The organism is Mycobacterium sp. NGS41 (assembly GCF_059812725.1).
In genome coordinates, this window is sequence record NZ_JCALDF010000002.1 from 255,237 (window position 1) to 268,922 (window position 13,686).

The 13,686-nt window shown below is 66.2% G+C and carries 15 protein-coding genes and 1 pseudogene; 1 reads left to right on the forward strand and 15 read right to left on the reverse strand.

The window, feature by feature from the left end; all coding sequences use genetic code 11:
* Positions 1-7 precede the first annotated feature (7 nt).
* From AC5Y21_RS03420 to AC5Y21_RS03490, 15 genes and pseudogenes are all read right to left on the reverse strand, one after another.
* Positions 8-394: an NADH-quinone oxidoreductase subunit A gene (locus AC5Y21_RS03420; protein WP_499909418.1), complete on the reverse strand. Its 387-nt coding sequence runs from the start codon at positions 392-394 to the stop codon at positions 8-10.
* Between the two features lie 227 nt (positions 395-621).
* Positions 622-1,023, reverse strand: coding sequence for an Rv3143 family two-component system response regulator (locus AC5Y21_RS03425; RefSeq protein WP_499909420.1), 402 nt, complete (start codon positions 1,021-1,023; stop codon positions 622-624).
* Between the two features lie 30 nt (positions 1,024-1,053).
* Positions 1,054-1,590, reverse strand: coding sequence for a YceI family protein (locus tag AC5Y21_RS03430; protein ID WP_499909422.1), 537 nt, complete (start codon positions 1,588-1,590; stop codon positions 1,054-1,056).
* Between the two features lie 37 nt (positions 1,591-1,627).
* Positions 1,628-2,050, reverse strand: a complete 423-nt coding sequence (locus AC5Y21_RS03435) for a nuclear transport factor 2 family protein (RefSeq protein ID WP_499909424.1) — start codon at positions 2,048-2,050, stop codon at positions 1,628-1,630.
* Between the two features lie 36 nt (positions 2,051-2,086).
* Positions 2,087-2,425, reverse strand: coding sequence for a DUF6285 domain-containing protein (locus tag AC5Y21_RS03440; RefSeq protein WP_499909426.1), 339 nt, complete (start codon positions 2,423-2,425; stop codon positions 2,087-2,089).
* The gene (locus AC5Y21_RS03445; RefSeq protein WP_499909428.1) at positions 2,422-3,399 is read right to left on the reverse strand and encodes a phosphotransferase family protein; all 978 of its coding nucleotides are present in this window, start codon (positions 3,397-3,399) and stop codon (positions 2,422-2,424) included. The genes AC5Y21_RS03440 and AC5Y21_RS03445 overlap by 4 nt, the downstream gene beginning before the upstream one ends.
* Entirely contained in the window at positions 3,396-4,643 is a 1,248-nt protein-coding gene (locus AC5Y21_RS03450) for an acyl-CoA dehydrogenase family protein (RefSeq protein ID WP_499909430.1), read from the reverse strand. Before AC5Y21_RS03450 ends, AC5Y21_RS03445 begins: the two co-directional genes overlap by 4 nt.
* 40 nt (positions 4,644-4,683) lie before the next feature.
* A complete protein-coding gene (locus AC5Y21_RS03455; RefSeq protein WP_499909579.1) occupies positions 4,684-5,319 on the reverse strand; it encodes a TetR/AcrR family transcriptional regulator in 636 nt (211 codons plus the stop codon).
* A 7-nt stretch (positions 5,320-5,326) separates the two neighbouring features.
* Entirely contained in the window at positions 5,327-6,235 is a 909-nt protein-coding gene (locus tag AC5Y21_RS03460) for a hydroxymethylglutaryl-CoA lyase (RefSeq protein WP_499909432.1), read from the reverse strand.
* Positions 6,232-7,449 (reverse strand): CaiB/BaiF CoA transferase family protein, encoded by a 1,218-nt coding sequence (locus tag AC5Y21_RS03465; protein ID WP_499909434.1) that lies wholly within the window; start codon positions 7,447-7,449, stop codon positions 6,232-6,234. Before AC5Y21_RS03465 ends, AC5Y21_RS03460 begins: the two co-directional genes overlap by 4 nt.
* Positions 7,446-8,621 carry an alpha/beta hydrolase gene (locus tag AC5Y21_RS03470; protein WP_499909436.1) on the reverse strand — a complete coding sequence of 392 codons (1,176 nt, stop codon included), beginning with the start codon at positions 8,619-8,621 and terminating at the stop codon, positions 7,446-7,448. Before AC5Y21_RS03470 ends, AC5Y21_RS03465 begins: the two co-directional genes overlap by 4 nt.
* Before the next feature lie 20 nt (positions 8,622-8,641).
* Positions 8,642-9,769 (reverse strand): homogentisate 1,2-dioxygenase, encoded by a 1,128-nt coding sequence (locus AC5Y21_RS03475; RefSeq protein WP_499909438.1) that lies wholly within the window; start codon positions 9,767-9,769, stop codon positions 8,642-8,644.
* A 129-nt stretch (positions 9,770-9,898) separates the two neighbouring features.
* Entirely contained in the window at positions 9,899-10,795 is an 897-nt protein-coding gene (locus tag AC5Y21_RS03480; RefSeq protein ID WP_499909440.1) for an alpha/beta hydrolase fold domain-containing protein, read from the reverse strand.
* Between the two features lie 9 nt (positions 10,796-10,804).
* Positions 10,805-11,782: an NADPH:quinone oxidoreductase family protein gene (locus AC5Y21_RS03485; protein WP_499909442.1), complete on the reverse strand. Its 978-nt coding sequence runs from the start codon at positions 11,780-11,782 to the stop codon at positions 10,805-10,807.
* A 21-nt stretch (positions 11,783-11,803) separates the two neighbouring features.
* Positions 11,804-12,801: pseudogene (locus AC5Y21_RS03490) on the reverse strand (acrylyl-CoA reductase family protein).
* A 22-nt stretch (positions 12,802-12,823) separates the two neighbouring features.
* On the opposite strand from AC5Y21_RS03490, the gene AC5Y21_RS03495 reads away from it, so the two are divergent.
* The gene (locus AC5Y21_RS03495; protein ID WP_499909444.1) at positions 12,824-13,681 is read left to right on the forward strand and encodes an oxidoreductase; all 858 of its coding nucleotides are present in this window, start codon (positions 12,824-12,826) and stop codon (positions 13,679-13,681) included.
* Positions 13,682-13,686 lie beyond the last annotated feature (5 nt).

Below are 13,686 nucleotides of genomic sequence, written 5' to 3' on the forward strand. Positions count from 1 at the left end.
TCTTACCTCAATCCCACGTCAGGCCCCCGCGGCGCCACACGTATGCGTAGGCCACGAAAACCGTGAGCATGAATATCACCATTTCGACCAGTGCGAACGTCCCCAGCGCATCGAAGCTGACGGCCCAGGGGTAGAGGAACACGATTTCGATGTCGAAGACGATAAAGAGCATCGCGGTCAGGTAGTACTTCACCGGGAACCGCTGTCCCGCTGTCGCATGCGGGCCGGCTGCCAAGGGGCCGGAAGGTCCCGTCGGCTCGATCCCGCATTCGTAGGCCGACAGCTTGGACCGGTTGTACCGCGACGGGCCGACCAGGCTCGCGATCGCAACCGAGCCCACGGCAAAGGCGGTGGCAATCGCCCCCAGCACCAGGATGGGTATGTAGACGTTCAACTCGCTCCATGATCCGTCGTACGGGGCCGCCTGCTAAGCCACTTAGCAGCGGCCAGGCGGTGTTCCGGGCTGCTGTGACGTACCGGGTCTGGGTGCCGTCACAGTGACCTTCAACATAGCGTCGCGACCGTCGGAGCACGTGCCCGGGGTGGGCCTTGGTGCGGCTGCCATCCCGTCGGGCTCGGGACTTCGCAGTGCGGTTACGCTCGCGAATCCCGTTACCTCGACTAGTGCGCCGGAGCGCGTAGCAGTCCGAGCACCGTCCGGCCCAGCACGATCGGGTCGATCGGATGGGGCACCGCCGCCTCGGCTCGTGACCAGGTGGCCAGCCAGGCGTCGTCGGGCCGTCCGGTGAGCACCAGAATCGGCGGACATGTCTCGAGTTCGTCTTTGAGCTGTTTGGCGATGCCCATGCCGCCGGTCGGCGTGGCCTCGCCGTCCAGGATGACCAGGTCGATGCCGCCCTCGTCCATCGTGCGTACCACCATCGGGCCGGTCGCGACTTCGACGTAGCTCAGCTCGGGTAGCTCCGGGTGCAGGTGTTTGCCCAGTGCCTGCATCACGCGTTCGCGGGTGTGGACGTTGTTGCTGTAGACGAGGATCCGCAATGCGTCGGTGGAGGCGGGCACGGTGCAGATGCTACTGGGGCGTTGCCCGGCCTACCGGGGCGCCCGCACGAAGATGGCTTCCGCCGTTACCGTCGCCTCCGCGCCGACCATCCCGCCCTTGTCCCAGTCCACGCCGAACTGGAATCGATCGATCGCGGCTTTCCCGGAGATCCGGATCGAGCCGTCGCCGAGTTCGGTGACGGCGACGGGAAACGGCACCTCGGCGGTGACCCCCTTGATCGTGAAGCTCGTCCGCAGGTCAGCGGTCTTGCCGGCGGTCGGTTCCAGACCGGTGACGACGACGCTGATCTCGGGGAAGCGCTCGGCATCGAAGAAGTCGGCGGAGAGCAAATGGCGGTCGCGGCGGCCGATGCCGGTGTGCAGGGACGCGACGCGGATGTCGACGCGGCCGAAGACCGCGCCCTTGGCGGTCAGTTGCCCGTCACCGCTGAACTCGGTGAACTTGCCCTTGACCGGCACCAGCCCCCACATGTTCTTGATCTTGAAACCGATGGTTGACCGGTCCGGAGCAAGGTTCCAGACACCGGTCGTGTCGGGGTCACTCAGCAGTGTTTCCAGAGTCGTCATAGTCGTCTCCAAGTCACCTCGTGTTTTCTCTGTGCGACTAGTCCAGCAGCGGAGCCAGGCCGGCTGGGTCGAAGTACTCGTCGATGCGGCTGATCAGGCCGTTTGTGCCTACCTTGATCACGATGCACACGCGCAACGAGATCGCTTCTCCGGCATTGCCGGTGGCGTGCAGGATGTGCTGCTGGACGAAGCCGCGGACGGATCCGTCGTCGAATAGCACGCGATCGAGGATCTGGTAGCGGCGCTGGCTGGTGACGCCGATGAACCAGTCGATGACCCGTAGCGCGCGGCCCTTGTCATCTGTTTTGGCGGGGTCCGGGCCTTTGCCAACTCGCCACACCGCGATGTCGTCGTCCCACAGCTGATCCACCGTTGACCGGTCACCGTTCTCGATGGCGGTGAACAGACGGTTGGCCAATTCGTCGACCGTGTCCGCCTCGACCTTGGAGATACCCGCCATGTGCTCGCTCCTTCCTGCCGATCAGTATCCGGCCGCTTACCCCTGCGCGTATCCCGGGTGGGCAACCGACAATCGATGTCGCACGATCGTCCGCAAGCAGGCGTACACGTCCGGAAGGTCGTCGTCCAGTTGCCCGGCCCGGATGGCGGCGGCAAGCTGGGCCTCGTCGTCGAAGCCCAGGCGTTCGAGCGCCGCGCGGGTGGCCGGTTCACCCGTGTCGAGCAGCTCGCGCTCGACGATGCGTAACGCGTTGGCGGCCACCCTGGCGTGGAAGTTCACCTGTCCGTCGGTCGCCTCGCGGACGTCGGCTTCGAGGAATTCGGCGACTGCTCCGACGAGCTCGGCGGCTGTCGGGCGGCCGTGACTGCTGTTCACCTGACCACCTCTTCCAGCAGGTCGAGCAGGTCCCACTCGGTCTCACAGACCCGGCGGCCGATGGTCGCCAACTCCACCGACCGCGCCAGCCCGCTCAGATGCCGCTCCGCCTGGAAACGGCAGATGACGCCCCAGCGCAGCGTGGCCAGTGCCAGCCACCAGCGAAACGCCGCACGATCGACGGCCTCGCCGCCAGCCTGCTCGTACGCCCGAAGGAAGCTCTCGATGCTGCCCAGACCCCCGGCACCCTGGGTGACCGGAGCGCCGAACCGCCACGCCCGGATGCAGAACCAGGCCAGGTCTTCGTATGCCTCGCCGACGTGGACCAGCTCCCAATCCAGGACCGCGGCCAGCCGGGATCCGTCCACGATCAGATTGCCCATCCGAAAGTCGCCGTGCACCAGCACTCGCTTCGATGGCGGCGGTTGATGGCCGGCTAGCCAGCGAAACCCCAATTCGAAGGTGGCGGTGGTGTCGCCCATTGCATCGAGCCGCTCGCGCCATTGTCCTAGCTGGTCTTCGTAGGCCAGGCCCAAATCCTCTGCGCTCGCGCGGTGAATGGCGGCCAGCGCCTGGGCGCACTGCCGGAGCAGGTTCGCGCGTCCCTGATCGTCGAGGCGGCGATGAATGCGACGAACGATCGTCTCGCCCTTGACCTCGTCGCAGATCAGAAACGGATTGCCAAGTGCGGCGGTCGAATTGTCGGCGACCAGGATGTGCGGGACGGGCGTGCCGGTCGCCTTGGCGGCGGCCTGGGCGCGAGCTTCGAGTTCCATGCTGGCGTGCAGGTCGTCGGGCGGTCCGGTGCGCAGGATCAGCGACCGGCGTGCATCGCCTGTGCCGGCCTCGAATGCCCAGGTGGTTCGGCTGGCACCACCGGTCAGCTGATGCAGGTTGTCGATGGTCGTGGACGCGCCAAGCGCCGGCGCCAACACCGTGGGCAGTGCGGCCGCCAGCTCTTGGGCTGATGTCACTTGGCAGACTCCCGGCCGAACTTGAACAGCCGCTGCGCCACCCGGCGAATCTGAATTTCCTCCGCGCCCTCGGTGATCCGGTAGCGGCGGTGGTGTCGGTAGATGTGCTCGAACGGCTCATGGCGGCTGTAACCCAGGCCGCCACAGATCTGCATCGCTCGATCGGCGGCATCGCAGACCAGCCGGTTGGCGCGGTAGTTGGCCATAGACACTTTGTCGGAGACCTCCATGTGGTGGTCACGGTCCAAGTGCCAGGCCGCGTAGTAGACCAGCAGCCGCACCATTTGAGCCTCGGTCTGCAGTTCGGCCAGCGGCCACTGCACCGCTTGGTTCACCGACAGCGGCTTGCCGAACACTTTGCGTTTCCCGGCGTATTCGGCGGCGCGGTCGATGCAGTATTGCGCCGCGCCCAGGCTGCTGGCCGCCTGCCGAATCCGGTTCTCGTGCAGGAAGGTCTGGGCGACCTCCAGGCCGCGGTCCACCTCACCGAGTACCGCGTCGGCGGGCACCCGCACGTCGGTCAACTCGACCTCGCCGTGATCGGTGGGCATGTTGAACGTCCACCAGTAATAGGGAACCGTGAACCCCGGCGTGTCGGTGGGCACCAGAAACGCGGTGATCCCCCGGGCCTGCCCCGGCTCACCGGAGGTACGGGCGAAGATCAAGTCGTGCGTCGCGCGGTGCACGCCGGTGTTGAAGCGTTTGGAGCCGTTGATCACCCAGTCTTCCCCGTCGCGTCCGGCGTGCGTTTCCAGCCAGGTCGCGTCGGAGCCGTGTGACGGTTCGGTGAGGCCGAACGCCATCGAACGCTCCCCGGTGATCAAAGCCTCCGACCAATCGCGGCGCTGAGTATCGGTACCGAACCGCTCCATCATGATCACTTGGGGAAAGTTCCCGACGATCGACGATTCGTTCTGCAGGTCGTTGTGCAGACCAAGGCCCTTGTGCGCCAAATGTTCCCGGATCACTGCCATGTCCACGTTGGTGCCGTCCCGGCCACCCAGGGACGCCGGCAGCCCGTAGCGCAGCCAGCCCGCCTTGTCGGCGCGTCGGCGCATCTCGGCGAGCAGGTCCTCCCACTCCCGCGTCGGTATCCCGTCATTGTTCACGTCGGTGCGGGCGAATTCCCGGCGATGGTCGAAGTACTGCATGTTCTCGGCCTGCAGCGGCGCGATATCACGCTCGATGAAGGCGTCCATCTCCGCAAGTAGCGACGGAAGATGTTCTGGCAGAGTGAAATCCATGGCAAACGCCTTTCTGTCTACGCTAACAGCGTAACCTGCACTAACCTCCGTAGAGCGTCTTCTTCCATATCGTCGACAGCGTAGCGATGGCGTCCTGATCGCTGATCCGAAGGCCCAGACCGGCCGCATCGGCCGGCGGCACCACCCCGAAAACACTGGTGAACTGTTCGAACAACAACGCAATGGCGGCGGCCGTGTGTTGCGGATTCAGGTCGTGTCCGTAGCCCTGTTGCTGGGCGTGCAGCACGGATGCGGCGACGATATCCATTCCGAAGCGCCGGAATTCGTTCTGCAGCGCGGCAAATCGTTGCTGGGTGGCGCCTAGCTGGGCGATTGCCATCATGATGCCGATGTTCTGCTTGAAGATGGTCCAGTACCCGGTCACCACCGAGTCGAAGAATTCGCTGTCCTCCGGTGACTGTGGCAGCTGAACAGACAGCCGTGCCGACGAGACCACGTCGTGCAGAAAGGACTCCGCCAGGGCGGCCAGCAGGTCTTCCTTGTCGGCGAAATACCGGTAGAACACCGCCGACGACCTGCCGGCGGCCGAGGTGATGTCGGCCAGTGTGGTGCCGTGAAAACCGCGCTCGGCGAACAATTTCCGGGCCGCCTGCTCGATCGCCTCTCGTGTTCGCTGGCCCTTCGCAGTGAGCGCAGGCGCTGCTTGCGGTGACATGTCCGCGTCAACCCCGGATCCGGTCACCGGCGCGTAGCAGCGCGCTCGGTAGTTCATGGCCGACAACCGATTTCGCGACTTCTGCCGCGGTGATCGCCGCGTTCAGGTCGACGTCGACATCGATGTCGCTGTCTCGCAGCAGGTACACCAGATCCTCGGTGGCGATGTTGCCGGTGGCGCCGGGGGCAAACGGGCAGCCGCCCAGCCCGCCGACGGATGCGTCCAGTCGTGTGACGCCGGCGGTCACCGCGGCGAAGGCGCTGGCCAGCCCGGCTCCGCGGGTGTTGTGGAAATGTCCGCCCAGCGGCATGTCGCCGATTACCGGACGCAGTTGGGAGATCAGCGAACTCACCCGTCGCGGGGTGGTGGTGCCGATGGTGTCGGCGATGGAGAACCGGTCGACGCCCTGGTCGCGAGCAACCGCGGCGATGTCGAGGACTCGCTGTGGTGGGGTGGGCCCTTCGAACGGTGAGTCCCACGCGGTGGCGACAATGACCTCGACGGCGACGTCGCCGCCGTGCGCGATGGCGACGATCTCGCTGATCTGGCTGGTGGCCTCCGCGCTGGTGCGTCCGACATTGGCCTTGCTGAACGTGTCGTCTGCGGCCACCACGTACTCAATCGAGCGCAGCCCGGCGGCAATGGCCCGCTTGGCGCCGTTGGGACTGGCGACCAGCGCGGAAAACTCGATGTCGGGGTAGTGGCGTAGCTCGGCGGCGAGTTCGGCCGCGTCGGCCATCGACGGCACCTTCGACGGCGAGACGAACGCGGTGGCCTCCACCTCGCGTACACCGGTGGCGGCCACTGCGGCCAGCAATTCCAGCTTGGCCGACAACGGGATTGGCTTTTCGATCTGCAAGCCGTCGCGCAGCGACACCTCGCGAATATCGACATGGGTAGGAAGCGGGTGGGTCATAGCACCTCATCGGCGCGCAACTCTGCGAGCTCCTCGGGAGCCTTGCCCAGCAGCCCGATGTAGACGTCGTCGTTGTGCTGCCCCGGATGCGCGGGGCCGGCGTTGCGGACAGCGCCCGGGGACTCGGAGAGCGTCGGCACGATCCCCGGCCCCAAGACGTTGCGCCCGATGCGTTCGTCGTAGTGTTCGAGCAGCATGCCGCGCGCCCGCAGCTGCGGGTCGTTGACCACCTCGGCGACCGTATTGATCGGCCCTGCGATCACGCCTGCGGCGCTGAGTGTTTCGATGATCTCGCCGGGCTGCCGCTCAGCGGCCCACGCGCCGATGATCTTGTCGAGCTCGTCCTGGTTGCGGCCCCGGGCGCCGTGCGTGGCGAACCGGTCGTCGGTGGCCAGCTCGGGACGTCCCATCGCCGTGCACAAGCGGGCGAACACAGTGTCCTGATTAGCCGCGATCACCACCCAGGAGCCGTCCGCGCTGCGGTAGATGTTGGACGGCGCGATGCCCTCCAACCGAGTACCCGACGGCCCGCGCACCACCCCGCCCACGTCGTAGTCGGGAATGGTGGATTCCTGCACGGCCAAACAGGATTCGGTCAGCGCGACGTCGACCACCTGGCCGTGTCCGGTGACGCTGCGGCGATACAGCGCGGCCAGCGCGCCCTGGGCGCCGAACATACCGGCCAGGCTGTCGCCCAGCGACAGCGCCAGACGGGGCGGCGGCCCGCCGGGAAAACCGTTGAGGTGTCGCAGCCCACTGGCGGCCTCGGCCACCGAGGCGTAGCCGGCCTTGTGTGCCTCAGGTCCGGTCTGGCCGTAGCCGGATACCCGAACCAGGATGATGGCCGGGTTGCGTTGGCTGAGCACGTCGTAGCCCAGGTTCCACTTCTCCAGCGTGCCGGGACGGAAGTTCTCCACCACGATGTCGGATTTCTCGACGAGCTCGAGAAACAGCTCCCGGCCGCGTGGCCGGCGCAGGTCCAGCGTGACCGCTCTCTTGTTGCGTGCGTGCACCGTCCAGAACACGTGATGCCCATCGAGTGCGGCTTGACCCCAGGTGCGCAACGGATCCGGGGCGCCGGGGGGTTCCACCTTGATGACGTCGGCGCCCATGTCGCCGAGCAGCCTCCCGGCGAACGGGCCCGCGATCAAGGTGCCGAGCTCGAGTACGCGGATGCCGTCCAGCGGGCCGGCCGGAACGGCTGAACCCGTCATCCGGCGCTCGCGAAATCATGGCGGACCAGCCAGTCGGTCACAATGTCGACGGCGTGGCGCAACTTGTCGCGCTGGTCATGGCCCGCGTAATAGTGTGTAGCGCCCGGGATTTCGTGCATCTCCTTGTCGGGATGGCCGATCGCGTCGAACAGCCGCCGGGTGTGGCTGGGCGTGCATGCGTCGTCGGCGAGGTTGCCGATCACCAACGCGGGAACCGCGATGTCGCGTCCGCAGGCCACGCCGTCGCCCCGGGCCTCGTCGTGGCTCCATTGGGACAACCAGCCGCGCAGCGTCGAGAACCGGGCCAGGCCGACCGGGCTCATGTTCACCACTTGTGGATCGCCCAGATAGCAAGTGCCCGGCGCTCGTTCGTTCGCATCGACGGAGGGATCCAGCCAGCGCGGGTCGGCCATGGTGCCGTGCACGACGAAGCAGAATTCGTCATCGGGGCGTCCGCCGGCCTTCAACTCAGCGAGCTTTTCCCAGACCCACGCCGTGATGCGGCGGTTGCGGTCGATCTGGGCTTGCCGGTAGCGGGTCAGGAATTCCTCGGTGTAGGGCGGCTGGTTGGGGTTGTCCGGGTTGTACAGATCCAGCTCCGGATCGCGCTTGGTCGGGTCGGATTCGTCGAGGATCGAGGCGTCCAGCCATTCGGTCAGCGTGCCGTGCCGGCTGATGTGAGCGGCCAGCAGCATGATGCCGTCGGCCGGGAGCAGCTCCAGTGCGGTCAGGTCGGGGCCGTCGCCGGACGGGCTGGAGGTGATCGTCGCGTGCTGGGCCTGCTGCTGATAGAACACCGACAGCGAGCCGCCGCCACTCCACCCGGCCAGCACGACCTTCTGGTAGCCCAGCCGCTTCTTGGCGTCTTTGATGCATTCGCCGAGATCCTCGACGACCTTTTCCATCAGCAGCGCCGAATCGGTACCGCGGAACCGGCTGTTGCAGTAGATGACGTGGTGGCCGGCCCGGGCCAGGGCGTTGATCATCGGCAGGTAGGCGCCGCCACCGATCGGGTGCATGAACACCAGCACGGTGTCCGACGGTCGGTCTTTCGGCTTGAGCAGATAGCTCTCCAGTACGGTGATCTCGGCCAGTCCGCCATAGACGTCGCGGACGCCGGAATTGTTCTGGAAGGCAACAAGGTAGGGGATTCGGTCGTATTCGTGTTTCACAGCTTGTCTGCTTCCCATGATCAGTGCTGTCCCAGGTCGTGGGCCAGCACTTCGGCGGACGGCGTCAGTCGCCGCCGGGTGTCGACGGCGATCACTTGCCAGTCGACGCGCGAAAACTCGTCGAACTTGCGGCGCGCCCGTTCCCGTGCCTTCTCCGGTGCGCCGTGGTGAACCCCTTGTGGCGCATGGGAAATCAGGCCCGGCGGCATCGGTATGCCGTACAGCGAACCGCCGTGGAAGAACGCGATCTCGTCGTAGTCGACGTTGCGGTGATACCAGGGAGTGCGTTCGGTGCCGTGAACGCCTTCGGCGGGTTTAGGCAAGAAGTTCATCACGTAGACGCCGGTGGCCTGCATGAACAGGTGCACTGTCGGCGGCAGGTGGACGCTGTCGGAGGTAACGACGTTGTAGTCGGCGATGTTGAAGGTGAACGCGAAGTTATCGCCGCGCCAGCCCTCGACGTCAATCGGATTGTGTTGGTAGTAAAGCGTAGTGGCGGAACCGCCTTGAACATCCCGGTGGATGAGCCGCACCTCGTACTCGTCGCTCCCGGCCGGTCGCGGATCGGCGTCGGACGGGGCCGGGTCGGGGATGGAGGCCTGCGACGGATCGAACGGGAAGTGCCGGCCCAACGAGCCGGGCGGCGGCACCCGGAACTCGTCGGTGGCCTCGATCATGAGCAACGTGGTCGGCTCTTTGGTTTCGGGATCGGGCACTTGGCGCCACGTGCAGGCCTTCGGGATGTAGACCCAGTCGCCCTCGCGGTAGCGCAGCGGCCCGAACTCGGTTTCCAGCAGCCCGGCGCCGCGGTGGACGAAGCACAGCAGGTCGCCGTCGACGTGCCGGGTGTAGAACGGCATCGGTTCACCGCGCCGGCTCAGCAGTATGCGGCAATCCGGATTGCTGAACATCAGCAGCGGCCTGCCGTCGGCCTCGGTGGCGTCGCTGGGCTTGAGTTCGCTGGACAGCACGTCGACCGGACGCAGCGGGCCGACCGCCCGGTAGGCGGTGGGGTCGTGGCGGCGGTAGATGTTGGCGGTGCGGCCGGTGAATCCGCCCCTGCCCAGCTCGTCGTCCTTGAGGCCGTCGAGGTCGGCGTGCAGTCGCCGCGGTGTCTTGCCTTTTCGCAGGTGGATGAAGGATTCCATGTGACACTCCGGGCTTCTCGGCGAGGCAGAACTGAAAGTGACATTACTTTTTGTTTTCGCTCGGCACAAGGCCTTCGTCGTGACATTGCGCCACGCGATAAAGGATCACCCGTAACGCCGCACAGCGTGTCAGGAGCTTGTGCTTGTCCCGTCCAGAGTTTCGGCGATATGGGCGAGCAGGGTGGGTCGGGCCGAGCGCGCTTCGGGTGTAGGCAGCAGCGGGTAGACATGGATGCCGCCGGGCTGCTCGTGGTAGGAGAGTCGTCCGGGTGGCAGGGTGGCGCGCAGTCGGCGGCAGTCGGGAAGAAAGATGTCGCGGTCGCCGATGTACAGGTCGATCGGAGGCAACTGCCCCAGGTCGCCGTTAATCGGGCTGACGCGCGGATCGTCGAGGGATAAGCCTGCGGTCCAAGACTTTCCGCATTCTCGCAGTCCGGCTACCGTCAGCCACGGGTCGTGGCGCTCAATGGCCGGGATGGCGGGGTTGGTCAACCCGATGTCCAGCCAGGGGCTGATCAGCGTCAGTCCCACCGGCACAGCGCCGCCGCTGGCGGTCCAGCTTTGGATGGCTGCCAGCGCGAGCCCACCTCCGGAGGAATCACCGGCCAGATACACCGGGCCCTGGGCGTCGGTCAGCACGGCCATCAGGAAGTCGATCGCCTGTGCGGCGTGGTGTTGCGGAGCCAGGCCGTAGAGGGGGACGTGGATGGATCGCCCGGTTGCGTCCGCTATGTCGGCGACCAGTTTCCAGTGCTGGGACTGGATTTCGTTCACATAGGCGCCGCCGTGCACATAGATGATGCTGCCGGTTACGGTCGGCAGGTTACGGTCGACGGCGACGGTATAGACCCCGAAATCGGCCATGGTCCGGTGCGAGATGCGATAGCGGCGCGTCAGTTGTTTCGGGGGATCGGGCGCCTGTTTGGGACGACCCAGCAGGGTGGCCGCGGCCGTGGCGGTGGCATACCGTGGCCGGCGCCTGAGCCGCATGTAGGCGGCCAGGCCGTGCATCTGCCACGACGACATCGCTGTTGATCAGCGCACGCGTACTACGACTTTGCCTTTGGCTCCGCGGTTTTCCAATGAAGCGACGGCGGCCGCGGCCTCATCCAGCGGGTAGACCACCGGGTCCGGAGGCGACAACTTGCCCGAGGTGAGCAGGTCCTCGAGTCCGCCCCATTGCTCGGCCAGCGCGTCGGGGTGCGTAGCCGACCAGGCACCCCATCCGACACCGACCACATCAATGTTGTTGAGTAGCAATCGGTTTACCTTCACGGTGGGGATCTCACCTCCGGTGAAGCCGACCACCAGCAGGCGTCCGCCCGGCGCGAGCGACCGTAGCGAGTCGGTGAACCGATCGCCGCCCACCGGGTCGACGACGATGTCGACGCCGCGACCGTTCGTCAACTCCTTCACCGCGTCCTTGAACCCGTCGGCCAATACCACGTCGGTCGCGCCAGCCGCCGTCGCGATCTGCCCCTTCTCCTCGGTGCTGACCACGGCGATGGTGCGCGACGCCCCCAGCACCGGCGCAAGTCGCAGCGCCGACGTTCCGATGCCGCCGGCCGCCCCGTGCACCAGCACGGTCTCGCCCTCCTGCAGTCGGCCGCGCACGGTCAGCGCGAAGTACACCGTTAGATCGTTGAACAACACGCCGGCCCCGGCTTCGAAGCTGACGTTGTCCGGCAGCTTGAACACGCGGTCAGGGGACAACACGGCGACCTCAGCCATGCCGCCGGTGAGCATGGTCAGGCCGACTACCCGGTCGCCCGCACGCCGACCGCTGTCGTCCGGCGCTGACCGGACCACGCCGGCGATCTCGGCTCCAAGCACGAACGGTGGATTCGGTTTGTACTGGTAGAGGCCGCGGGTGAGCAGTGCGTCCGGGAACGCCACGCCGGCCGCGTGCACCTCCACGACTACGCCTTGAAGGTCGGGGTCGGTGGGTTCGTCGACCTCCGCCACCTCGATTGCATCCGGACCATCAAGCCGAGTCACCTGTGCTGCGCGCATGCCGGACAGGGTACTGCCGGTTCAGAACCCGCCCGCGACCCGCACCACCGCCCGGCCGGAAAACGCTCCGGCTCGCACCTGGTCGAGCACTTCGAGGACGTCTTTGACATCGACATCTGTGGTGATCGTGTTCAGATGACGTGGCCGCATCGAGTCACCCAGACGTGCCCAGAGCTCGCGGCGCGGACCGATAGGCAACTGGACGGAATCCATCCCCAGCAATGCGATGCCGCGCAGGATGAATGGCATCACCGTGGTGTGCAGGGCGGCGCCGCCGGTCAGTCCGCTGGCCGCCACCGCGCCGCCATAGTCGACGGCGCTGAGCACATCGGCCAGCGTGGCCCCGCCCACGCAGTCCACTCCCGCCGCCCAACGCGTTTTGGCCAATGGCCGCGGCCTGGCGTCGGGATCAGCGGGCAACCGGCCGATACATCGGCAGCGCCAAGGCTTTTCAGCCGCTCGGTAGCATCGGCTTTGCCGGTCGACGCGATCACCTGGTAGCCGGCGGACGCCAGCAAGTCCACGCTGACGGAGCCGACGCCGCCGGTGGCGCCGGTGACCACGACGGGCCCGCCATCTGGCGCCACGCCCCAGTCGACGAGCGCCTGCACGCTCATCGCGGCGGTGAAGCCGGCGGTCCCGATCGCGGCACCGTCGTAGGCGCTCAAGGAACCGAGTGCCACCACCTGATCGGCGGGCAGCCGCGCATACTCGGCGTACCCGCCATGATGGCCGGTGCCGATCTGATAGCCGTGCGCTAGAACCGTGTCGCCGACGCTGAAGTCGGGCGAATGTGACTCGACGACTTCACCGGTCAGGTCGATGCCCGGCACGACGGGATAGTTCCGCACCACGCCGCCACCGGGGGTCAAAGCCAGGGCGTCTTTGAAGTTGACGCTCGAATACAGCACCCGGACCGTCACGTCGCCCGGCGGTAGGTCAGACCCTTTCAGGGTCTCGATCGACGCGGTGATCCGATCTCCGTCTTGGCGCGCGACTAGCGCTTGAAACGTGTCCATGATGCGACGCTAATCTCACTTGATGGATTCCTTTCCACTTGGTCGCTGTTCGGTCAGGCGGACCGGGTTCGGGGCAATGCAACTGCCAGGCCCGAACGCGTTCGGCCCACCACGGGACCGCGACGAGGCGCTGACGGTGTTGCGGCGGGCGGTCGAACTCGGCGTCGACCACATCGACACCGCCCAGTTCTACGGCCCGAATGTCGCCAACGAACTCATCCGGGAGGCGCTGTACCCATATCCGGAGAACTTGGTTCTGGTAAGTAAGGTCGGCGGGCGACGCGACGAGACCGGCGGGTGGCTGGCGGAGTCCGAGCCCGACCAATTGCGCCGCGATATCGAAACCAACTTGCGCACTCTTGGTGTCGACCAATTGGCCGTGGTCAACTTGCGGCGGATGGCGAGCGAAGGGCCGGATCAGCTTTTCGACGACCAACTTTCGGTCATGATCGCTGCCCGCGATGAGGGGCTGATCGGCGGGATCGGGCTGAGCGACGTCAAGGTGGAGCACCTCGTGCGCGCCCTGGAGCGCACCGACATCGCCTGTGTCCAAAACGCTTTCAACCTCGTCTTCCGGTCCTCGGCGGATGTGCTGGACGAATGCCGCGCGCGAGGGATTGCGTTTGTTCCGTTCTTCCCGCTGGGAGCAGGCTTTTCGCAGCCTAATCCGGTGCTGGGCCACGAAGTGGTGCGGAGCGCCGCCGCACGCCTGGGTCATACACCGGCCCAGATCGCATTGGCGTGGACACTGAGCGTGGCCCCCAACGTGCTGCTGATCCCGGGCACTTCGTCGGTGCGGCACCTCGAGGAAAACCTGGCCGTCGCCGATATCGAACTCGATGACGACACCCGCAACCAGTTGACGGCTATAGCTGCGTAACCGAT